This window comes from Acidaminococcus sp., from assembly GCF_057597765.1.
Genome location: NZ_DBMBXK010000007.1, coordinates 25,206 through 48,539, shown reverse-complemented (window position 1 = coordinate 48,539; position 23,334 = coordinate 25,206). Strand labels below are relative to the sequence as shown.

General features: G+C 53.2%; 12 protein-coding genes. 8 read left to right on the top strand and 4 right to left on the bottom strand.

The window, feature by feature from the left end; translation table 11 throughout:
- The first annotated feature begins 188 nt into the window (after positions 1 to 188).
- The 3 genes from ACZOF8_RS06150 to ACZOF8_RS06140 all read left to right on the top strand — a co-directional run bounded on the left by ACZOF8_RS06150 (position 189) and on the right by ACZOF8_RS06140 (position 11,031).
- On the top strand, positions 189 to 2,630 hold the full coding sequence (locus tag ACZOF8_RS06150) for an ESPR-type extended signal peptide-containing protein (RefSeq protein ID WP_487426682.1): 2,442 nt from the start codon (positions 189 to 191) through the stop codon (positions 2,628 to 2,630).
- Entirely contained in the window at positions 2,596 to 9,222 is a 6,627-nt protein-coding gene (locus ACZOF8_RS06145) for a YadA-like family protein (protein ID WP_487426681.1), read from the top strand. Before ACZOF8_RS06150 ends, ACZOF8_RS06145 begins: the two co-directional genes overlap by 35 nt.
- A gap of 501 nt (positions 9,223 to 9,723) precedes the next feature.
- Entirely contained in the window at positions 9,724 to 11,031 is a 1,308-nt protein-coding gene (locus tag ACZOF8_RS06140; RefSeq protein ID WP_441374112.1) for a transposase, read from the top strand.
- A gap of 201 nt (positions 11,032 to 11,232) precedes the next feature.
- Here ACZOF8_RS06140 and ACZOF8_RS06135 read toward each other — a convergent pair whose 3' ends face one another.
- Positions 11,233 to 12,429, bottom strand: a complete 1,197-nt coding sequence (locus ACZOF8_RS06135; protein WP_441374113.1) for a MalY/PatB family protein — start codon at positions 12,427 to 12,429, stop codon at positions 11,233 to 11,235.
- A gap of 13 nt (positions 12,430 to 12,442) precedes the next feature.
- Positions 12,443 to 13,936 carry an alanine/glycine:cation symporter family protein gene (locus ACZOF8_RS06130; RefSeq protein ID WP_481143560.1) on the bottom strand — a complete coding sequence of 498 codons (1,494 nt, stop codon included), beginning with the start codon at positions 13,934 to 13,936 and terminating at the stop codon, positions 12,443 to 12,445.
- A gap of 169 nt (positions 13,937 to 14,105) precedes the next feature.
- Here ACZOF8_RS06130 and ACZOF8_RS06125 point away from each other — a divergent pair, with 169 nt between their 5' ends.
- The 3 genes from ACZOF8_RS06125 (at position 14,106) to ACZOF8_RS06115 (ending at position 17,547) form a co-directional block, all read left to right on the top strand.
- On the top strand, positions 14,106 to 14,654 hold the full coding sequence (locus ACZOF8_RS06125) for a helix-turn-helix domain-containing protein (RefSeq protein WP_441374114.1): 549 nt from the start codon (positions 14,106 to 14,108) through the stop codon (positions 14,652 to 14,654).
- A 451-nt stretch (positions 14,655 to 15,105) separates the two neighbouring features.
- Positions 15,106 to 15,390, top strand: a complete 285-nt coding sequence (locus ACZOF8_RS06120; protein WP_487426680.1) for a DUF6110 family protein — start codon at positions 15,106 to 15,108, stop codon at positions 15,388 to 15,390.
- Positions 15,391 to 15,432: 42 nt separating this feature from the next.
- Positions 15,433 to 17,547 carry a heavy metal translocating P-type ATPase gene (locus ACZOF8_RS06115; protein WP_481143558.1) on the top strand — a complete coding sequence of 705 codons (2,115 nt, stop codon included), beginning with the start codon at positions 15,433 to 15,435 and terminating at the stop codon, positions 17,545 to 17,547.
- Between the two features lie 41 nt (positions 17,548 to 17,588).
- Here ACZOF8_RS06115 and ACZOF8_RS06110 read toward each other — a convergent pair whose 3' ends face one another.
- The gene (locus ACZOF8_RS06110) at positions 17,589 to 18,197 is read right to left on the bottom strand and encodes a TetR/AcrR family transcriptional regulator (RefSeq protein WP_022488282.1); all 609 of its coding nucleotides are present in this window, start codon (positions 18,195 to 18,197) and stop codon (positions 17,589 to 17,591) included.
- A gap of 150 nt (positions 18,198 to 18,347) precedes the next feature.
- Here ACZOF8_RS06110 and ACZOF8_RS06105 point away from each other — a divergent pair, with 150 nt between their 5' ends.
- Together ACZOF8_RS06105 and serA are read left to right on the top strand one after the other, a co-directional pair.
- The gene (locus tag ACZOF8_RS06105; protein WP_022488281.1) at positions 18,348 to 19,331 is read left to right on the top strand and encodes a DNA recombination protein RmuC; all 984 of its coding nucleotides are present in this window, start codon (positions 18,348 to 18,350) and stop codon (positions 19,329 to 19,331) included.
- A gap of 322 nt (positions 19,332 to 19,653) precedes the next feature.
- Positions 19,654 to 21,243: a phosphoglycerate dehydrogenase gene (serA, locus tag ACZOF8_RS06100; protein WP_487426679.1), complete on the top strand. Its 1,590-nt coding sequence runs from the start codon at positions 19,654 to 19,656 to the stop codon at positions 21,241 to 21,243.
- An 854-nt stretch (positions 21,244 to 22,097) separates the two neighbouring features.
- Here serA and ACZOF8_RS06095 read toward each other — a convergent pair.
- Positions 22,098 to 23,294, bottom strand: coding sequence for an ATP-binding protein (locus ACZOF8_RS06095; protein WP_154487978.1), 1,197 nt, complete (start codon positions 23,292 to 23,294; stop codon positions 22,098 to 22,100).
- Positions 23,295 to 23,334 lie beyond the last annotated feature (40 nt).

Genomic DNA, 23,334 nt, shown 5'->3' with positions numbered 1-23,334 from the left:
CATGTAAAATGACACCAAATACAAAGAAAAACCGAATAAATAACCAATATTGACAAGTATCTTACAGCCACATATAATGGAAATATAATATGTATAGAACGATGTTATGTTTTCTATAATTTAAAAGTACAGTAAAAGAGTAAACTTTTTTACAGCAGAAAGAGGAATCTTTCAGGGAGGATACGGTCATGAACAAAATCTACAAAGTCATCTGGAGCCGGGTCCGGCACTGCTATGTGGTGGTGTCCGAGCTGGCCAAACGGGCTGGAAAGGAAAAGAACTGCCATCTGGGTCCGGCGGCCCACCTGGCGGCAGGAGCCCTGTGTGTGAGCCTGCTGACCCTGGGAGGCCATGTGTTCCCGGCGGAAGCAGCCGGGGAAGCTACGGTGGCAGCCACCACCCAGAACCAGTATGTGGCGTTTCTGGTGACCGTGGATTCCGGTACTGTAAAAGGCAATGACAACGGTCAGGATACCAACACTTTCAACGGGGCCACCTATCACAAAGTGACCCTGGCTGACGGCAGGACCAAGTACTGGGTCCGGGACGGCTATACCCTGAAGGAAGGGACGAACGAAAAATATACGGCCCTGTCCCGGTCGGACAAAAAATTCGATGTGGCTTTTACCGGCAGTGGGGGGCAGCCGGCGGATATCCTGTCCAGCACAACTTCGGCCGTTTCTTCCACCGGCGTTTCCACCAATGTTGGGGAATCCCTGAACCAGGTCACCGCCAGTGCTTTTGAAGGGCTGAGCCAGGCCGGAGGCACCCAGGTGCCCGGGAACTGGGATTACATCATCTACGATCCTTCCTGGGAAGGCCATACCCAGGCCAACACCAACAACCGTACCTATTACAAAGACGGCTATGCAGATATGTACAACCCTTCTGCAGGGACCAATGGCAATCCCCGGGGATTCGTGTCCGTGGGCACGGATCTGGTATGGAACGGGACCCTGAACCAGTATACCTATAAAGGTACAGCTGTGGATACTTCTCACCTGTATGTCATCGGTGGTAAAATCGGCGTCTTTACCAGCTATGATGGGTCCAAAGTCTATGAAGGAACTGTCTATGGGGCTAACAACGAAATCCTCATGACCGCCATGAAAGATGGAAAATATTACAGCTATTGGGCGGCTCCTGTGACGGATCCCAGTGCCACTATGGACACTTACCGGGTATCGGATTACAACAAAGATTTAGATGTGCTGAAAAGCAATGACGTGGCCCTGTATCACAATGACATCAAGTCGGTGGATATGACCAAAGGGGGCACGACTACTGCGCCCACGGCTACCATTACCGCCATGCGGAACGGAAACGGAACCGCTGAGGCAGTGGACGGGGCCATTACCGTGACCGGCGGGGGCGGCACCAATGGCCAGGATACCTCCGTGACCCTGTCCAACACCACCAATGGAGCCAAGGTGTCCCAGACTTTCACCACCGGCTCCAAAGTGGTGGCCAATACGGCTGCCACCGGGTCCAGCGAATTGCAGAGCCTCTCCATCAACGGTAAGGACTATGCAACAGCCCTGAAATTCGGCGGAGACAACCATGCCACCACCACCCTCACCAGGAATCTCAGCGAAGAACTGGATATCCTGGGGGGAGCGGACAGCACCAAACTCACCGATGGCAACATCGGGGTCAACGCTTCTGACGGCACCCTGAAGGTCCAGCTGGCCCAGAACGTGGGTCTCACCAGCGCCGGGTCTCTGACCGTAGGGAATACTACAGTAAAAACCAATGGGGTCACGGTTGCCCATACGGGCGGTGACGGGACCAGCCAGACCCTCAACGCTGGCTATCAGAGCTTTACCTATGACTATATGAAGCCCGTTACTGAAAATGGTACTCTGAGGCTGGAATCTGCCAGAGCCAATGCAGAAGGGCTGTTTGTGACGGGCCTTTCCAACCGCACCTGGACGCCCGGAAACTATGTGACCGGCCGGGCTGCCACGGAAGACCAGCTGGAACAGGCGGGGCGCCATTTCCTGAGCATCAAGACGGCTTATAAAGATAATAATGGCAATTTGACAACGCCAGTTGCGGAAAACAGCTTGGCCAATTACTACAATGATGGAGCAAGGGGTTCGGCTTCCATGGCCTTTGGCGTGGGAACTACAGCATCCGGCGATTTGTCTTTGTCCATGGGTGTGAACAGCGCTGCTTCAGGTATCAATTCCTTGGCCATCGGCTATGGCAATGAGGCTGCTGGTACCCAGTCGGTGGCTGTGGGCAACAGTACCAACGCCAGCGGAAATTTTTCGGTTGCTATGGGCCTTGGAGCCCAGGCCGGTACGAAAAATGATGATGCAGAGTCCACCGACCATGGAGCCGCTGTGGCCGTGGGTTATGGTGCAGAAGCGGTGGAAACCGGTTCTGCTGCTTACGGCTATTCGGCTGGGGCAAATGCTGTCGAATCTTCCGCTTTTGGTACCAGTGCCAATGCCACGGCAGATGGTGGCGTAGCTTTAGGCGCACACTCTGTGGCCAATCGGGAAAAAGGATCTACCGGCTATTTGGCTCCGGATATGACGGATCCTGCCAATGCAGCTAAGGCAGCCACTTGGGTGTCCACTTCCGGGGGTGTTTCCCTGGGGGGGGACAGATGCAGAAGGTAAGACCATCAGCCGCCAGATCACCAATTTGGCTGCCGGGTCTGCGGATTCCGATGCGGTCAACGTGGCCCAGCTGAAGGCTGTGGAAACCAAGGGCATGAACTTCCAGGGCAATGATACTGCCACTTCTGTCCATGTGGACCAGGGGGGGACTCTCCAGATCCAGGGCAGCGGCCGTAAGGAAGATACGGAATACTCCACCCAGAACATCAAGGTGCTGACGGATACGGACAATAAACGCCTTTCCATCGCTCTGGACAAGAACCCCACCTTTGATTCTGTCACCGCCGGTACGGAAAACAGCACCTCCGGCGGCGGACAGGCCGGCTCCCTCGAGATCGTAGGGGCCAACAGCAGCAGTACCAACAAGGCTACTTCGATTACGGCGGGCTATATTGCTTCACCGGAACTCTCCGGCACCAATGGCACCGGCCGCCTCAGCTACACCGATGGGGATGGTACGCCCCATACGGTCGCTACTCTCGGTGATGGGCTGAAACTGGCCGGTGACACGGGAACGGGCAGTGTAGCCTTGGACAAAACCCTTACGGTGTCCGGCGGTGCCACAAATCTGGCAGACGGCAATAATATCGGCGTCACCGCCAATGGCTCCACTCTTTCCCTGAAGCTGGCCAAGAACATCACAGGTCTGGATACCGTGACAGCCGGCGGCGTCAAGATGGGTACCCAGTCCGACGGCAATGATACCACCAAGAGCGGGAAGTACGTCACCGGTCTCGACAATACCGCCTGGACCGTAGGGCAGACACAGCCTGTCACCGGCCGTGCTGCTACGGAAGACCAGCTGAAGAGCGTGTCCGATGTGGTGGACAGCAACAAGACCCAGATTACCACCAATACGGAAGCCATCGCCCAAGGCCTGAATTTCTCGGCCAGCAACAAGGTAGATGGCACCTACAAGACGGTCAACAGGGCTTTGGGCGATACCGTGGCCATCCGCGCCAACGATGCCCAGCTCGGCCATACCTACAAGACGGACAACCTGACCACGGAAATTGATGATAACGGCATCATCACCGTGAAGATGGACACCCAGCTCACGGCGGATAAGGTAACTGTGGGAACAGGCGATAAAGCCATCACCATCGATGGTTCCGACGGCACCCTGACCACCGGTTCTTCCACCTTGGACGGTACAGGCCTGACCATTAATAATGGCGGCCCCAGTGTCACCACCAGCGGCATCAGCGGTGGCAGTAAGCAGATTTCCGATGTAGCCAGCGGCAAGTCCGGGGATGATGACTCCGGTAGCCCTGTTTATGGAATAGAAACCAATGCCGCCAACATCGGCGATGTGAAGAAAATTGCCGCCAAGACCGTAACCGTCAGCGGAGATGACAAGAATACAAATGTTGTAGGAACACCGAATACCACAGATGGGACGGTGGACTACAAAGTATCTCTCAAGGACAGCGTGACCCTGGGCAGCGATGACGACAAGAAAATCGCCTTGGACGGTACCGCCGGAACCGTAACGGTGGGGAATCAAGTTACTTTAAATGGCAATACTGGAAAAGCCACCATTGGCGGGGCAACCCTTGGCAATGATGGTGCCAATACCTATCTGACCGGCCTGACCAATACCACTTGGGATGGTACAGCTGTGAGTGGTCGTGCGGCTACGGAAGATCAGCTGAAGAGTGTGTCTGATACAGTGAATGCCGGCTGGAATGCCAAAGTGGGAGACCAGACCCTGGCGGTTACTCCTGCCAATAATACCCTCACTTTTGCAGCGGGAGACAATATTGCTCTTACACCAACTGACAGCAGCAAAACCATTACCATTGCTACCCAACCCAATGTAAACTTCACTACGGTCCGTGTGGGAAGTACGGATGGAACCGATGGTATTTACATCGGCAGCCAGCCCGGCGGCGGTGCCAACGGCAGTGCCACGTCAAACATTACCAGTATTACAGGACTCAAAAATACAGCATGGGTGACGGACCATTTTATGTCCGGCCGGGCAGCTACGGAAGATCAGCTGAATGAAGTAGCGAAAACCATCAAAGGGGAAGCCAGTGCTTCGGATATTTATGTAGAAAGTGGCTCCGTTTCTTATGGCAATAATGGGGAAGGCACAGGGACTTTAGTCAGGAAAAATGACAAGACCACTGGGCAACTCACTGGGCTCCACGATTACTATGTGACCGGCGGCAGTGTCAGCACCGATGGGAAGACCCTGAAGCTGACGAAAAATGGCGGTGATGCCATTCCGGGCATTGATATGACCAATGTGCTGAATCAGGACAGCCATCTGGTGGCTGCTGACAGTGGTGAATACACGGTAGGCAGCGATGGCACGGTAACGCTGAAGGTGAAAAATAACGCAGCGAGAAGCACTCCTACGGATGTGGTGATTTCTGGTATTGCCAGCAATGCGGCTTTGCAGAAGGGATTGAACTTCGAAGCCAATGGGGCAGAAAAGGAGGACGGAAGTGCTGCCTACAATGCTCAGCTGGGGGATAAAATCAGTGTATTGGGCGGTGCGGCAAAGGATAAGCACACCTACAATACAGACAATATTACTACTACCATGGACAACGGCACCATCACGGTGAAGTTGGACGATGACCTGACGGCTCACAGCCTGACGGCCGGGTCCAGTACGGTCAACGGTACGGTCAGAGTGACCGGTACCGGCGGAGCTTATATTGAAATGGATGGCAGTGATGGGTCCCTCCATATGGGGAACAATGGCGGCCGGTATTCTGCTCTTTATCAGGATTATGGCGGTGCCAGTTTCCTGAATTCTGCAGACAGCTCACCTCGGTTGAAATATGATGTGGATACCGCCAAAGGCACCTATCATACCATTGCAACCCTGGAAGACGGCCTGAAATTTGCCGGAGATGATGCCAAGACGGATACGACCAAGGCCGTCAGCACAACCCTCAACAGTACCCTGAATATCACCGGCGGTGCTGTTACTGGTAATTTGACGGATGGCAACATCGGCGTGGTGAAGAATGGCGATGATGGATTGGCAATCAAGCTGAACAAGGATCTTACCAATATGGGGACCATCAGCTTTGCGCCTACTGAAACGGGCAAGGCGGGAATCAAGATTGGTTCTCAGACCATCGCCAACAATGGCACCAGCCCCAATGATGCTGCTGGGGATTACATTACGGGCCTGACCAACACCAAATGGTCGAAAGATGGCATCGTCAGCGGTCGGGCGGCTACGGAAGACCAGCTCCAGCAGGTGGCCAAGTCCATTGTGGACGGGAAGGAAACCGGCGGTGGCTTCGGCCTCAGCGACAATGCAGGCAAGGTGGTGAAGCAGGATCTGGGCGGTTCCATCCAGCTGAAGGCGGCAGACGACAATTTGACCACCACAGCGGATACCACTGGCAAAGCCATCACCATTGGTTTGAGTAAGGAACTGAAAGACATGACCAGTGCTACTTTCAAGGATGCGACGACTGGTGCTATGACCGTAATTGACGGCAAGGGCATTGCCATTACGCCCCAGAACGGCAGCACAAATGGCCAAGTGAAACTGACCACCGATGGACTGTCCAATGGCGGTAAGCAGATTACCAATGTACAGAGCGGACTCTATGATACGGCACAGAATAAGCCGGTGGATATCTCCACCATTACGGCAGGCAGCCCTATGCTGCAAAATGGGGCCACTATCGGCGATTTGCAGACCGTCAGCAATGGTGTGAAAACAGAACTGACGGACAAGGGCCTGAACTTCAAGGGCAATGACGCTACCACCACTGTCCATAGAAATCTGGGCGACACCCTGACCATCCAGGGAACCGGCGCGGATGGCCGTGACTACGACGGCGGCGCCAATGTGCAGGTCAAGGCGGATAAGAATGCCAATACGCTGACGGTCCAGCTGGATCGTGACCTCAATGCCCATACCCTGACGTTGGGGAAAGCATCCACCGGAACGGGAACAGGGGAAGCAGGGAAGCTGATCCTCAATGGGACCAACAAGGATAATGGGATGAGCCCGGTATCCATCGGTGTCACCTATCGGGGAAATCAGGACAAAGAAGCCATGAAGACGGCCATGTCCCGGATTACCTATAAGGGCGGTAATGGAAATGACCACACCGTGGCTACCCTGGAAGACGGGCTGCAGCTGGCCGGGGACAATGGGGAAGCCCTCAATACCACCCTGGACAAGAAGGTGACCATCAAGGGCGGCGTCGCGAAGGACAAGCTGGTGGACAATACCACGGACCCCACGAAGAACAACAACATCGGCGTCGTTGCCAGCCAGGATAAAGATGGCAATACCACTCTCTCCCTGCAGCTGGCCAAGGATATCACCGGCCTTAATACGGTGACGGCCGGCACGGTTGTTATGGGGAATCAGAGTGTCGTCAGTGACGGCAAGGTTACAGAAACAGGAAACTTTGTTGCCGGGCTTGAGAACACAGACTGGGATGGGAAGGATTATGTTTCCGGCCGGGCGGCTACGGAAGACCAGCTGAAAAAGGTCAATGATTCCATTACCAAAGTCCTGGGCAATGGGATATTTGCCATTACGGCCGGTGGCAGAGGGGAAGCCGTGGATGCCACCATTGAACAGAATCTGGGCAGTGCCATCCGGATTTTTGGGGATGCCCCTGTAACCAACGAGAAAAACGATGGCTCCGGGGATTTCTGGGATCGGAGCAAGGCCAATATCCTGACCAAGGTGAAGAAAGACCACGATGGAAATGATTACGTTTCCGTAGAACTCCAGGATCATCTGGACGTGGGTGTCCATGGGGATGGTAAAACCATCGAAGGCACGGACGGCAGTATGCAGTTTAAAGGCAAGTCTGCCAAAGAAGTAAATATTACCGGCGATACCGGGATCACCCTGAGCGACAATGGCAAAAAGGCCGCTGCTCTCCGCCAGACTGACGGCGCAGGCTATCTGGATCTGACGGGGACGGCTGGAACCCAAGCTGCGGTATCCGTCCATACCGTTGCCAAGAACCTGGCCCAGGAGGACCAGACTCGGCTTACCTACACGGACCAGGGCAACAAAGATCACGATGTGGCTACCCTGGAGGATGGGATGATTTTTGCAGGGGATGTCGCTGAGAACACAGTAAGCCGGTCGCTGAACAACACGCTGAAGTTGTCCGGCGGCGCTGATATTACGAAACTGTCCGATGGGAATATAGGGGTAGTGAAGAATACTGCCGGGGATGGCCTGGAAATCAAGCTGGCCAAAAATCTTACCGGCATCGAAAGCATCACCGGGCTGACCAATACCACCATTACCTCTTCTGATTTTGCCACCAAAGGCAGGGCAGCCACCGAAGAACAGCTGGTCCTGATGAAGGGAAGCCTTACCGATTCTGCAAAGGGCGGCGGCTTCGGACTCACGGCGGATAATGCCAATGCCAGTGGTACGTCCGATGCTAAACAGAATCTGGGCGGGACCATTGGTGTTCATGGGGACAGCAATATTACCACCTCTGTCTCCGACGATGGCAAGTCCATCAATATCAAGCTGAAAAATCAGGTGAATCTGGGAGATGAAGGCTCCATCACGGCCGGCGGTGTGACCATCAGTAAAGACGGCATTAATGCTGGGAATAAGCAGATTAGAGATGTTGCCAGCGGTATTGGAAATGTCTATGACACCACGAAAGAAGGTCAGGAAAATTGGAACAACGCCGCCAACATCGGCGATGTGAAGAAACTGGCCGGTGAAGCGGCCCAGGGAGCTGTGGACAGCCTGGGTACCCGGGACTTTACCGGGGATGACGGAGAAACAATCTCCCGAAAACTGGGCAAATCCATGAAACTGTCCGGCGGGGCGGATACGTCCAAACTCACCGATAAGAACATCGGTGTGGTGAAGAACGCCGACGGGGACGGCCTGGACATCAAGCTCTCCAGCGAACTGAAGGGCCTTACCAGCGTCACCACCGGCAACAGCACCTTGAACAACGATGGCCTCACCATCAACAGCAGTACCGGGGCAGCCGGCACCACCCTCACCAGCAGCGGCATCAGGATCGCTGCCAATGGGGAGGGGACCCACAATGTGGAAATCAGCAGCAGCAACGTGAGCATGGGCGGCCAGCAGATCCACGATGTGGCTCCCGGCACGGCACCCACTGATGCGGTGAACGTAAGCCAGCTGGGGGGTGTGGTCAATGGAGTGAACAATGCCATTACCCGTCTGGACAGCCGGGTGGACCGGGTGGGGGCCGGCGCCTCTGCTCTGGCGGCCCTCCATCCGCTGGAATTCGATCCGGAAGACAAGCTGAACTTCGCCGCCGGCTTCGGCCATTACCGGAGCGCCAATGCGGCGGCCATCGGGGCTTTCTACCAGCCTACGGAAAGCGTCCGCTTCAATGTGGGCGGCAGCTTTGGCGGCGGAGAGAACATGGTGAATGCCGGGGTGACCTTCTCCCTGGATTCCAAACGGAGAGACCGGTTCCAGAGCCGGATCGTCCTTATGCGGACGGTCCAGCAGCTGCGCAGCGACAACGAAACCCTGCGTCAGGACAACCAGAAAGTCCACGCCCAGCTGGACGCCATGAACGACCGGCTGAACAAGCTGACGGCTCTGGTGGAACAGCTGAGTGCAAAGAAGTAATGGGGATTGTCAGCAGCCCAAGGAAAGGGGCTGTTGCACGTTAATGGTCGATGAGACCTCTTGAAAGCCCTTTTATCTGTGTCTTGTCATTATGGACTGAAAGAGGCATTGAAAAATGATGGATCATTTTTCAATGCCTCTTTCTTTGTCTTTCAGTCCGCCCCCTTGGGGGCGGGGGACCGTGCTTGCCCGGTGGTGGGGGTGTCTGTCGATTGACGCCGGTTGTCTCCGTTGCTGTCACCGCCAGGCGGGGCACCCCTGCCCGACGCCGCTTCCCGTCGCTAAAATTTTCGGCCTCGCCATTCGAATCCGCTTCCCGCCAACGCGCTGACGCTTGAACGAGGCTCCCAGCGGATGAGCGAAACCGGAAATTTTTTCACGCTCCGCTCAAGGGTCGTTCAGTGGTACCCCGCCTGGCTCTGTCCTTTCTGTTGTCTAAAAAATTACAATAAAAAAGGACTTCCGGTCTCTAGGAGGCCGGAAGTGGTGTAAAATTTCAGTATGCAACAAAAAAATTTACCTAAGGATTATACAAAATTGGGCACAGTTTTGCAACTCCATTTGCCTATGGATATTGAATATTCGATTCCTAAAGATAATTCGGTCTGGCTGGTTCGCGATGGTGTAGAAAGGATGAACCTAGGCAAATTGTTTAGCACTTACTCTCATCTGGAGAGAAATGAAGTGGACCCACGCCAGATGCTGGAAGAGATTCCGGACTTCTTCCTTAAAACTGAAACGACCTTCGGGATCTGCATCCGTCATGGAGATGAACTGCATAAGCGGCATCTTAAGAAGTTACTGCGCAAACTTCTTAAGATGAAGAAAGCGTCAAACACTGTCTTCGTCCATGGGACCGGCAAAAGGAAGACTCCTCTGCAGAAGGCTGTGGAACGGCTGCAGGGTTACATCTCCCGTTTGAAGGACTACGAAACGGCGCTGCATATCTGCGGAGACCGCAACAGCTATGCAAAGACAGACCATGATGCCACCTTCATAAGAATGAAGGAAGACGCCATGCTCAATGGGCAGCTGAAGCCGGGCTACAACATCCAGTTTGCTGTAGATGTGGAATATGTAGTGTGGACGGGAGAGAGCCCCTGGCCCACCGATGTGAAAACACTGATTCCCTTCCTGGAAGATCTGCGGGAACATCTGGGAAGCAACTACCGTAAGATAGTTGCCGATGCGGGGTATGAAAGCGAGGAAAATTACGAGTATCTCCTGAAAAATGGAATGATCTCCTTCATTAAGCCGAATAACTACGAAATCTCCAAGAAGCATTCTTTCCAAGACGCAATCTGGCGCAGAGAAAACATGGCCTATGATGCGGCAACTGACAGTTATCTCTGTGCCAATGGAAAACAGGTAAAATGCGAAGGCACGAAAAAAAGAAAGAGCCGGAGCGGATACGTGATTGAGAATACAGTGTATGCGTGCCACGATTGTACGGGATGTCCGTACAAGAAGGATTGCATCAGGGGCAACAATTCCAAGCAGCCCTTGGAGCAGAGAGAGAAACATTTTGAGGTTTCAAAACGGCTCCTGGAACTGCGGGCAGAAGATGAGGAACGGATAACGTCGGAAGAGAGAAAACTGCTGAGGATGAACCGGTCGATCCAGGCTGAAGGTGTCTTTGCAGATGTGAAGGAAACTCAGTTGTTCCGGCGATTCCTGGGGACCGGGCATCTGAACGCGCTTACAGAGACTGTAATCTGCGTCCTAGCGCACAACTTCAACAAATTGCACCACAAGATCCAGAACGGAACCCAGGGCAGATATCTATTTCCCTTGAAAGAGTTGGCCTGACCCACTTGAAGAACTAAAAAGTGGCAAAAAAAGCCGCCAAAATGGACGGCTTACATTGTTGTACTCAATTTCAGGGAATTTGAGATGTTTTTTTGATTTTCCATTGAAGACTTTGAAACTGAAGAAAGAAGGGGGGCTGTTGCATGTGTGAAAATCTCACACATGCAACAGCCCCTCCATTTCCTTAGATAGCCATGTGTGCTATTTGTTGTTTTCAGCTTGCAGATCATTGACTGCGGCCACGATTTTATCGAGTCCTTCTTTTAGGAAGGAACGCGGACAGGCAACCGTCATCCTGAAATACCCGCTGCCTCCTTGACCAAAAACACGGCCATCTTCAATAAGGACCTTGTGCTTTTTTATCATCAATTCAAAGAGCCGCTCAGGGTCGCCGTATGCTCCCAAATGAATCCAAGCAAGGAAGGTCCCTTCTGGTTTCTTATAATTTGCCAGAGGCAAGTGTTTTTGGAGATATTCGACCAGAAAATCGAAATTTCCTTCGATGTATTCCATGACTTCATCGACCCATCCGTCACATTTGCTATAGGCAGTTTCTGTCAGTACCATATCAAGAGGCGGTGCGAAACTGATATAATGTTTCAGCCGTGTTTCATGATACCAAATCTTTCTCAGTTCTTCATCCCGGACAATGATTTGGGAAATGGGGACACCTCCGACATTGAACGTTTTCCCTAAAGCTACAGCTGTAATGACCTTAGGGTAATCGGTAACTGTCATAGTAGGATGATGTGTCACATCCTTTCTCGTTGCATCACAGTGCAATTCATCAGAGAAAAGAAGGACATTGTACTTTTGGCAGAGGTCAGCCACATTTTTAATTTCTTCTTCTGTCCATACACGGCCTACGGGATTATGTGGTGAGCAAAGAATCATCATGGTATTTCTAGGATCTTTGATTTTATCGGCCAGATCATCGAAATCCATACTATAGTTTTCATTTTCATTGATCAGCTGGTTGTTAACAACTTTGCGGCCATTTCCTTCAATCAATTCAGCGAAGGGATAGAAAACGGGTTCTTGAATGATTATGCCATCACCTTCTTTTGTGAAAGCCCGGATGGCAAATCCAAGTGCAGGTAGGGTACCAGGAGAGTAGAATATAGAGCGTCTTTCGATATCCCAGTTAAAACGTCTCTTATACCATCCCTGGACGGATTCAAAATAGCGGCTGCCAGGCATGGAATGCCCTAAGAACCCCTGTTTGATCCGGTTAATCAATGCCTCCTGGATTTCTTTGGCTACCGGGAATTCCATATCGGACAGCCATAATGGCTGGGCATCCTTAGGGACACGGGGATCGACGAAATCCATGAAATCCCACTTTACACAATCGGTCCCTCTTCTGTCATGCAATTCATCAAGATTCAATTTGCTCATACTTGGTTCCTCCTCATGATTTTTTTGCAAAAGCTTTCTGGTAGGCAGATAACTCTTCAGGATAATCTTCTTTTATAATTTGGTTCCAATACTCAGCACCCTTGATGCCACATCTTTCCGGAATAAAAACCGGTTCAATGCCTTTCGCAAGCTGTCGCTCGTAGTCGCGAAGGGTAGCGATACCTGGTTTATACAGAAAAGCAAGACATGCAAGGTTTACGAGAGAGAGCAGGCCGCAAAGTGCTGAAGCCATATTCCATATTAACGTAGAATGGACCAATGGACCGACAAATCCAAGTGCGACAGTAGCTGCATTGATAGCGATATTGACGGCTTTTACAATGGGTTTATCTAAGCAATCACTGAAAAAATAGTAGTAAATCCGAGACAGATACATGGAATAGGCCATGATGGTCGTAAAAGTGAAGAGCCCCATGGCAGCTGTTATGAAAAAGGAACCGAACCCTTGAACGGTTGAATTGATAGCCTCTGTGACGAAGACATCGTAGCCTCCCTGGATATGCTGCACGACATAACTGCCATCACTCGATACGACACTATAACTTTCCGTCACGAGGATCATGAGAGAAGTGGCCAAGCAAATACAGAGAGAAATAAAGACAGAAAAGACCTGAGATAAACCCGCGCGTGCAGGATGGGATACGTCGGCACATCCTGCCACCCAAGCTCCTGTACCAAGACCTGCTTCGTTCGAAAACACACCTCTGCGGACACCCCATGATATAGATGTTCCCACCATTCCGCCAAAAACTGCATGGGTACTGAACGCAGATGATACAATCAATGAAAGTACATACGGCACATGAGAAAGATTGATTAAAATAAGTAGGAGTGCAACCCCTACGTACGCAATGGACATAAAAGGTACTACTTTGTCAGCAACGCTGGCAATGACCTTTGAACCTCCAAATATCACAAAGACCAGGAGGAGTGTATATCCTATTGCGACTGTGAGTGGAGACACATCATAACTGGTCGTTACAATGGAACTGAATGCATTTGTCTGCACGCCTGCGAAGATGATCAAAAAAACGACACTGACAAAACCATAGAATCCCGCCATCCAGGAAGAGCCAAGGCCTTTTTCCATGTAAAAGGAAGGGCCACCGGCATATTCACCATTGACACGGCGTTTCCATATCTGGGCTAAGGCTGATTCAATGTAAGCAGAGGCAGAACAGACAATGGCCATCGCACACATCCAGAAAACAGCACCCGGACCCCCAAACATAATGGCACTAGCAGTCCCTGTTATATTGCCTGTTCCAACCCTTCCCCCAATAGCGATAGACAACGCCTGGAAAGGGGTCAGCCCGGCCTTTCCCTTTTTATTGCGGAAAGAACAGCGGACCATTTCCTTAAAGAGGCGTATCTGAGGAAACTTTAAGGCAATAGAAAATAAAAGGCCGCAGCCCAGGGAAAATATGACCAACGTAGGTCCCCAGGCAAAATTATCAACCGCAGTGATCAATTCATCAAAAGTCACGATAGACTCATCCTTTCTCGGTATCTTTTACGATGAAGCTGCATGGAGGTTGAAAAAAAACAGCAGATAGGATATCCTGATGAGAGAACAAGTAGCAATATATTGGCATGCCAAATGCTAATATAATAATACACTTCGTGTTATTATATTGTCAAGGAGGTTTTTTATATTGGACACTATCAACTTGATCGTATCCAAAAATATTCGCAGGATCCGTAATGAAAAAAGTATCAGCCTAGAGGAGCTTTCCAAAATCAGTGGCGTCAGCAAATCTATGCTGGCTCAAATTGAACGGGGTAAAGGAAATCCGTCGCTGTCCACGCTTTGGAAGATTGCCAATGGTCTCATGGTTCCCTTTAACACGCTTGTGACACGGCCTCACTTGCCTTATGAAGTTGTGAAATTAGCGGATATCGATCCCATCATAGGTGATGCAGGGGTCAGGAACTATGTTATTTTTCCTGGGGATGGCTCCCAGCGTTTCAGTGTCTATTACATGGATATAGATCCTGGGGCTCAGTGGGAGTCTGAGATGCATATGCGGGGGACCATTGAGTTTATCACCGTATTCTCTGGGGCGTTGGAACTGGAAATAGAACATGAAAGCTTTCGCCTTTGTGAAGGGGAAAGCATCCGTTTTAAAGCAGATGTCCGTCATGCCTATAGGAATATCAGTGATAGCCGTCTCATCTTTCACAACATCCTTTACAACCCATAAGCAGCCGAAACCGATTAAAGGGTATCGCAGGATCTCAGTGGTAGACCTTTCCAGATAGTTATTATGACTTCTATAAGTTATTTCTGCTCAAATGAAAAACGGTAAATTTTGCTGTTCTTCCAACAAAGTTTGATCTGACACCCAGCTGGATGTCAGGAACGGCCGGCTGAATGCCCTGGTGGAACAATTGAGGGTGAGAAAGTGACGGAATCTCCTGTTCCTCGATTCCCTACACCTGTGCTATAATATTCTATTATCCCGGTTGATACTGGAGTAAGGTATCTGAGATCTGATTTCAATGCGGCTTTGGGGACGTGGATTAGGACGTTCCCAAAGATCGGGCGCTCTGCCATGCTCATGTTTACACAGCTTCCTAATAGGTGAAATGCTCCGGGGAAAATTTACGAAGGCCCATAGGATTTATGGAGCCGGAGAAGGGAGCCATTTTACAATGGAAAGAGAAGATTGGATCAAAACGGGTTTGGTTGCTGGAGGCGCTGTACTGGGCCTTCTGGGAGAACGGGTGGTCAAATCCAAGCTGGTGAAGAAAGCCCTGGTCAAGACCACTGCTGCGGCCCTGCGGGTGCAGAAATGCGCTGCTGAAAGCTCTGCTTCCCTCCAGGCACAGGCTGATGACATCGTAGCCGCTGCCAAGGAAGAAAACCAGAAACTGGAAGACGCGGAAGCGGCTGAAAAAGCCAAAGAAGAAGCGGCGGCTGCCGTTGTTGAAGACTAGGCCAAATAAGCTCTTTTCTTCAGGGAAAGGAGCGGAAGCCTTATGAAATTCCAAATTCAACATGAAACAGCCGGCCGTCTCCGGGTCCGCTGCCTGGCCCAGGAGGGACGGATGGTCCGTTCCTTCAGCCTGGAACAGGGAGCGGCCATCCTGGGCGGTCTGGAACGGGTCCCCGGGATCCGGAAGGTGAAGCTGTATTCCGGCGCTGCCGGGATCGCCGTGCTGTACCGTCCCGATGACCTGGGGAAAATCCGGGAAGGGATCCTCCAGGCCCTGGCCCGGCTGAACATGAACGATCCGGAACTGCGGAAAGCCACCAAGGAAAAAGCCGGAGCCCTGATGTTGAACCGGCAGTACCGGAACCGGCTGCTGACCCTCCTGGCCCGGCATTTTGCCTGCAAGTGGTTCCTGCCCCTGCCGATCCGGATGGCAAGAGGCTGGTACCATACCCTGGGCTTCATCCGCCTGGGACTGAAATCCCTGCGCCACGGCCGTCTGGATGTACCGGTGCTGGATGCTACGGCCATTACGGCGGCCATGCTCCAGAAGGACATCAGCACTGCCGGTTCCGTGATGCTGCTGCTGCGGATCGGGGAACTGCTGGAGGAATGGACCTACAAGAAATCCGTCCATGATCTGGCGGACAATATGTCCCTCCACATCGACACGGTGTGGAAAGTGGTGGATGGCACAGAAGTGGAAGTATCCCTGTCCGATGTCCAGGCCGGGGATCTGGTCAGCGTGAAAATGGGCAGCACCATCCCTCTGGATGGGGAAGTGGCCAAGGGCGATGCCATGGTGAACCAGGCCTCCATGACCGGGGAATCCATGCCTGTCCACAAGACTCCGGGGCTGACGGTATACGCCGGCACCGTGGTGGAAGACGGGGAGATCACCGTCCGGGTGAAAGGCGGCGCCGGCAGCAACCGGTACGACCGGATCGTGAAGATGATCCAGGATTCCGAAGCTTTCAAATCCAACCTGGAAAGTCGGGCCAGCCATCTGGCCGACCGTCTGGTGCCCTGGTGCCTGGGCGGGACCCTGCTCACCTATCTGCTGATCCGGAACCTGACCCGGGCCATGTCCATCCTGATGGTGGACTTCTCCTGTGCGCTGAAGCTGTCCATGCCTCTGGCGGTACTGTCCGCCATGCGGGAATGCAGCACTCACAAGATCACCGTCAAAGGGGGTAAATTCCTGGAAGCGGTGGCCCAGGCAGATACCATTGTCTTCGACAAAACCGGTACCCTGACCCTGGCCAAGCCCAAAGTGGCTGATGTGCTCTGCTTCAACGGGTACGACCGGGCCACAGTGCTCCGGTATGCGGCCTGCCTGGAGGAACATTTTCCCCATTCCGTGGCCAACGCCATTGTGCGCCAGGCGGCGGATGAAGGGCTCACCCACGAGGAAATGCACAGCAAGGTGGAATACATCGTGGACCACGGGATCGCTTCCATGGTGGATGGGAAGCGGATCGTCATCGGGTCCGGCCATTTCATCTTCGACGACGAGAAATGTGTGATCCCCAAAGGGGAAGAAGCCCTGTACGAAAGCCGTCCGGAGGAATATTCCCATATTTACATGGCCCTGGACGGGAAACTGGTGGCCATTATCTGCATCCAGGATCCGCTCCGGCCGGAAGCGCCGGCGGTGCTCCGGGAACTGCGGAAAGCCGGCTTCAAACAGCTGGTGATGATGACCGGGGACAGCGAACGGACTGCGGCGGCAGTGGCGGCGAAAATCGGCGTGGACAAGTTCTACGCGGAAGTGCTGCCGGAAGACAAGGCCCGGTTCGTGAAAGAGGCCAAAGCCAGCGGCCACCGGGTGGTCATGGTGGGAGACGGGATCAACGACTCCCCGGCTCTGTCCGAAGCGGATGCCGGTGTGGCCATTGCCGAAGGGGCGGATATTGCCCGGGAAATCGCGGACATCACCATTTCGGCTCACGACCTGCGGCAGCTGGTGGTGCTGAAACAGATCAGCACCCTCTTGATGAAGCGGGTGAACTTCAACTACGATTTCGTGGTATCCTTCAATGCAGGCCTGATCGGCCTGGGGGTCATGGGTATCCTGCCCCCGGCCACCACAGCCCTGCTCCACAATGGTTCAACCATTGCCATCAGTCTCCACAGCATGACGGATCTGATGGAAGCGTAAAAAATGGTGTGTTGCGCGTTCTGTGCAACACACCATTTTTTTCACGGCTTCAACGGTTCCAGCACGAACCCGATCAGCTTATCCAGCAGCTGTTCCGCCGGACATCCTTCCGGGTTCAGGGACAGGGGCCGGTCTTTGATCAGGAACAGCATTTCCGTAATGGCCGTCAGGATGAAGGTGACATATTCATAGCCGTGGTCCTGCTGGGGTGTCCGGAGCTCGCCAGCCTCCACCGCTTTTACCAGCAGGCTCTGGATGTAGTCTCCCAGCCGGGTGAGCCGCTGCCAGGAATCGTCGTTCAGGAGCCCGGAGGGGGTGAGCAGTTCCTGGTACAGGATGATCATGTGCTGGTGGGGATCCAATTGACTTTGCAAAATGGCGTGGAGGTATTTCTTCAGCCGCTGGAGAGGCGGTTTTTCCTCTTTTTCGATGGATTCTTCCAACCGGTGGAGCACTTTCAGCTGGCTGTCGATAATGGACTGGTACAGGGCCTGTTTGCTGCCGAAATGATAGGAAATCAGGGCACTGTTGCATCCGGCCAGCCGGCCGATCTCCTTGATGGAAACATTGTGGTATCCCTTTTTGTCGAACAGTTCCGCCCCGGCATCCATCAGCCGCTGCATGGTTTCTTCCGAATTCCGTCTGTGCATGATTGCTCCCCTCTTTACTTAAAATAATTAGTTATGTGATTAATTTAATTATAACGCAGAAAAGGGAGGGGGTAAAGGCAAAAACACCTGTTTGCTGCCCTTCTTTTTTGCTATAATGGAAGAAGAATTTTACGAAAGGCGGAAACTGTCATGGAAACCATTTTGCTGGGGGCGGTGCTGTGCGCCCTCCTTGTTTTGATCGTGCTGCTGGTCCAGCTCCAGAAATCCCTGGGGGCCCAGGAAGAAGTCCGGGCCCAGCAGGCCCGGGAGGAGGCGGACCGGCTCCGGGACAGCCTGGACCAGAAGGTGACCCTGTCCATGAGCGTGGTCAGCGACCGGCTGGCTATGGTGAACCGGGGCCTGGGGTCCATGCAGTCCCTGGCCCAGGGCGTGGGGGATCTGAAGAAGGTCCTGACCAATGTGAAGAACCGGGGGATCTGGGGGGAAATGCAGCTGGGAAACCTGCTGGGAGACATGCTGGCTCCGGAACAGTACGGCACCAACGTGGCCATCCGTCCCCGGAGCCAGGAACGGGTGGAATTTGCCATCCGGCTGCCCGGCCGCACCGGGGATGCCCCTGTATGGCTGCCCATTGACGCTAAATTCCCTCTGGAAGACTACCAGCGGCTGGTCCAGGCCCGGGAAGACGGAGACGCCGACGCCGAAACCCTGGCCCTGAAACAGCTGGAAATCCGGCTGAAAAGCGAGGCCAGGGACATCCGGGACAAATACATCGCCCCTCCCTATTCCACGGATTTCGGCCTGCTGTACCTGCCTCTGGAAGGGCTTTTTGCAGAAGCCGTGTCCCGGCCGGGCCTCATCAGCGAACTCCAGCGGAAATACCGGGTGACCCTGGTGGGGCCCACCACCCTGGCCGCTGTGGTGAACAGCCTCCAGATGGGCTTCCGTACCCTGGTGGTCCAGAAACAGACCAGCCAGGTGTGGCGGCTGGTGGCCCAGATCAACACCGACCTGGGTGCCTTCGAAACGGCAGTGGAACGGGCGGAAAAGAAACTGGCCGAAGCCCAGTCCGCCATGGAGTCCGTGGGGGACCGTACGCGGATTCTGAAAAAGCACCTGGACCGGGCAGAAAAATTTACGAAAGCACTTGACAATACAGTAGAGAATGAGTAAAATCGTAAGCAAGTGCTTGATGTACCTAAATAGATATACTGAATAAACTGTCCATGAAGGAACCAAGTACACAAGGCCTTTTCTTCCAGAGAGCTGCTGGGTGTGGGAAGCAGCGGAAGACCCTGTGGAATCCACTCCTGAGACGATGGGGGCAGCAACCCATCCGGCCAAGCCGTTATCCTGGAAATGAGGCTGCAGTGCAGCGAAATAAGGTGGCACCACGTGAGAGGTTCTCCCGTCCTTGACATACCCGTTTAGGGGGTCAGGCACGGGAGTTTTTATTTTATACAAGGTACCCGTGAGGGGCGAAGGAGAGACAATCATGGACAAGAAAAAAGTCATCGTGGTGGAACGGATTTCGGACAAGGGCGTGGAAATGCTGAAGGCCCAGCCGGACCTGGAAGTGGATGTAAAGTTCGACATTCCCCGGGAAGAGCTGCTGAAGATCGTAGGGGCCTATGACGCCATCATCGTCCGCAGCGTCACCAAAGTCAACGAAGAATTCTACAAGGCGGCCAAGAACCTGAAAGTGGTGGGCCGTGCGGGCAACGGGGTGGACAACATCGATATCGAAGGTGCCACCAAACGGGGAATCATTGTAGTGAACACTCCGGAAGCCAACGTGATTTCCGCTGCCGAACACACCATCGGCCTGATGCTGGCCTCCTGCCGGAACACCGTACGGGCCCAGAAGATGATCGAAAGCCGGGTCTGGGACCGGAAGAACCTGAAGGGAGTGGAACTGTACCACAAGACCCTGGGGATCATCGGCCTGGGCCGGATCGGTACCCTGGTAACCAAACGGATGCAGGCTTTTGAAATGAAGGTCATCGCCTACGATCCCTACATCCCGGATGCCCGGTTCAAACGGCTGGGTGTGGAAAAATGCGAAACCCTGGATGATCTGCTGGCCAAGGCCGATATCATCACCATCCATACTCCCAAAACGGAAGAAACCATCAACATGATCGGCAAGGAAGAACTGAAGAAATGCAAGAAGGGCGTCCGTCTGGTGAATTGCGCCCGGGGCGGCCTGTACAATGAACAGGCAGTGGCGGAAGCCATCCAGGAAGGCCAGGTGGCCAGCATCGGTCTGGACGTGCTGGTGGACGAACCCAAACCCATTTCTCCCCTGATCGGTCTGGACCAGTGCGTGCTGACGCCCCACCTGGGAGCGGACACCGTGGAAGCCCAGGACAAGGTGGGCATTTCCATTGCCCAGGAAGTGGTGAACGTGCTCAATGGTCAGATGGTGCCCAACGCGGTAAACCTGCCGGCCCTCCATCCTCAGGAACTGGAAGGGATGTTGGGATACCTGCAGCTGGGTGAATGCCTGGGCAAACTGTACTACCAGCTGGAAAAGGATCCGGTGGATAAGGTGGAAGTGGTTTATGAAGGCCCTGCCGCCAACCTGGAAACCACCCTGATCACCCGGAGCATCCTGAAGGGCCTGTTCGATCCCATCCTGAAGGAACGGGTGAACATGGTCAATGCGGAACTGGCTGCGGAAACCCGTGGGGTGGCCGTGGTGGAAGGGAAGATGAACGGGGAAGACCGGCTGAACCGGGTATCCGTGAAGATTTCCAGCGGGAACAAGGTATTCACCGCCGCCGGCATGGTGGCACCGGACGAAAAGCCCCACATTACGGAAGTCCAGGGCTACCACTATGACCTGGTGCCGGAACACTACATGATCCTGGCCAAGAACGACGACAAGCCCGGGATGATCGGCCAGATGGGGACCCTCCTGGGGGCGGCTCATGTGAACATTGCCAACATGCAGGTGGCCCGGAAGCCCAAAACCGGCAACGCCATGATGATCATGACCGTGGACAGCCCGGTGGAAAAAGCCACCCTGCAGATGATCGCCGGCCTGGACGGGATCCAGAGCGCGGATTTTGTGACCCTGTAAAGAGAACGGCTGCCGCAGGCAGCCGTTCTGTCACTGGTCTCTGGTCACTAGTCACTAGCGGAAGGAAGGAACCCGGGCAGCGGGTTCCTTTTATTGAGAACGCAGCTTTCGGGCTGCGTTTTTTTGCAGCCGGCCGGGAAGGGCGGGCCTGCGGCACGCCCCTGCCTCGTTGCTGTCGGACCATGGTTTCAACGGTCGGAGAAACGGGGTCTTCGACAATGCTGTTATTGTGATTTCGCCCGGACCTTTGACCCCAACGGCGTAGGGGCTTGCCGTGGCGAGCCCATCCCGGCCTCCATTCCATCGGTTGTCCTGTATGCGGGATGACCGGGCGGGATTGCGATGCAGCCCTGGGTCATCCCTTACGGGGTACAGGCGGCTGATTTCCCTTGTCTTGTAATTCTCCAGGTCAGATGATATACTGGCAGCAGGCAAAATGTTGACAGTGCTCTTGAAGCACAGGAATCCCCGGTGTGGCCACACCGGGGATTCTGTTTATGAAAAATATTTTTCAAGGGAAATAGACAAGCTAATCAATAAATTTCGTACTAAAAATATCAAAAATCAAATATTTTTAGTACGAAATTTATTTTAGCCCCATCAAATCTGTTTCCTCGAAGAGAGTAAACCAAAAACCGTAAAGTGTAGACTAATAAAAACCTAGAAATAAGATTTTCATAAAGTATAGAAGAACACTTTTCGGCCATTTCCCTGCAGCGGTGGTACCGGTTCATCCTGCCCTGTTACAGCCTGGTGGCTATAGTCCTGTGCGTATCCATCCTATTTGGGACTTTTGTGGGATGGCAGTGAGGAGGGAGACGGCAATTGGGGCAGTCATAGGAGGCGGCAGCCCCTTATTCCAACAAAAATTCCAGGATATTCTTGTGGATGATACCATCCTGGCTCATGTCTGCCAGATCGCTGCTGATGACGTATTTGGGATAATTGTCCTGGATGGCTTTCAGATTGCCGAATTCCCGGTCCATGTCTTTGGGAGTCAGCAGATAGGCCACCTGGATATACAACTTTTCCCGTCCCTTCTGGCAGATAAAATCGATTTCCTGGTCCTTGAGTTTCCCTACCCGGACCTGATAGCCCCGGGTGCGCATTTCCAGATAGATCAGGTTTTCATACAGCTTGCTGATATCCAGTTTTTCGCTGGATTTGATGGCATTGCGCAGGCCCAGATCAGCGGCGTAGTATTTTTCCGTTGTGGTCAGCAGTTCTTTGCCTATAATATCGTAGCGGGAAGCCTGTTCAATGATAAAGGCATCCTGGAACCACTGGAGTTGGTTCAGGACCGTGGGAACCGATGTCTTCAGGCCGGCAGATGTAAGGGCCCCGCTGATTTTGCGGGCAGAACAGGGATTGCCGATGTTGTCCAGGACAAAGGCCAGGACCCTTTGGAGAGAAACGGTGTCCCGGGTCTTGTGGCGGGAAAGCACGTCCCGGAGGACCACCGCTTCGAACAGATCCCGCAGATACGTTTCTGCGGAGGCGGCGTCCGGCAGATAGAAACGTTGTGGGAAGCCCCCAAACCGGAGATAGTCCTGGAAAAGTTTTTCATCGGATTGGAAGGTTCCCTGCTGCTTCTGGAACTCCCGGGCTTCTTTCAGGGAAAAAGGATAGACCGGAATTTGGATATAACGGCCGGATAGGCAGGTGGCCAGTTCATTGGAAAGAAGGGTGGCATTGGAACCGGTTATATACAGATCGCAGTCAATATCCACACGCAGGGAGTTGATGAAAATCTGCCAGTCTGGAATATCCTGGATTTCATCAAAGAAAAGATAGAGCTTTTGGGGATGGGCCTTGGCATAGGACAGGATATCATCGTACAAACGGCCTTCCTGCGCCTTGCGGCGGGTTTGCAGAGATTCCATGTTGAACAGCAGGACTTGTTCCGGATGGCGTCCATGGTCCAGCAGCCAGTCTCTCATCTGTTTCATCAAAACGGTTTTCCCGGAGCGGCGGATCCCGGTGAAAATTTTGATCAGGTCCTGGTCCACAAAAGGAATGGCCTGTTCCAAGTAGTGTGTGCGAAGAATCATGGATTCACACCCTTTCAATAAAATTCTATATTTAACACTT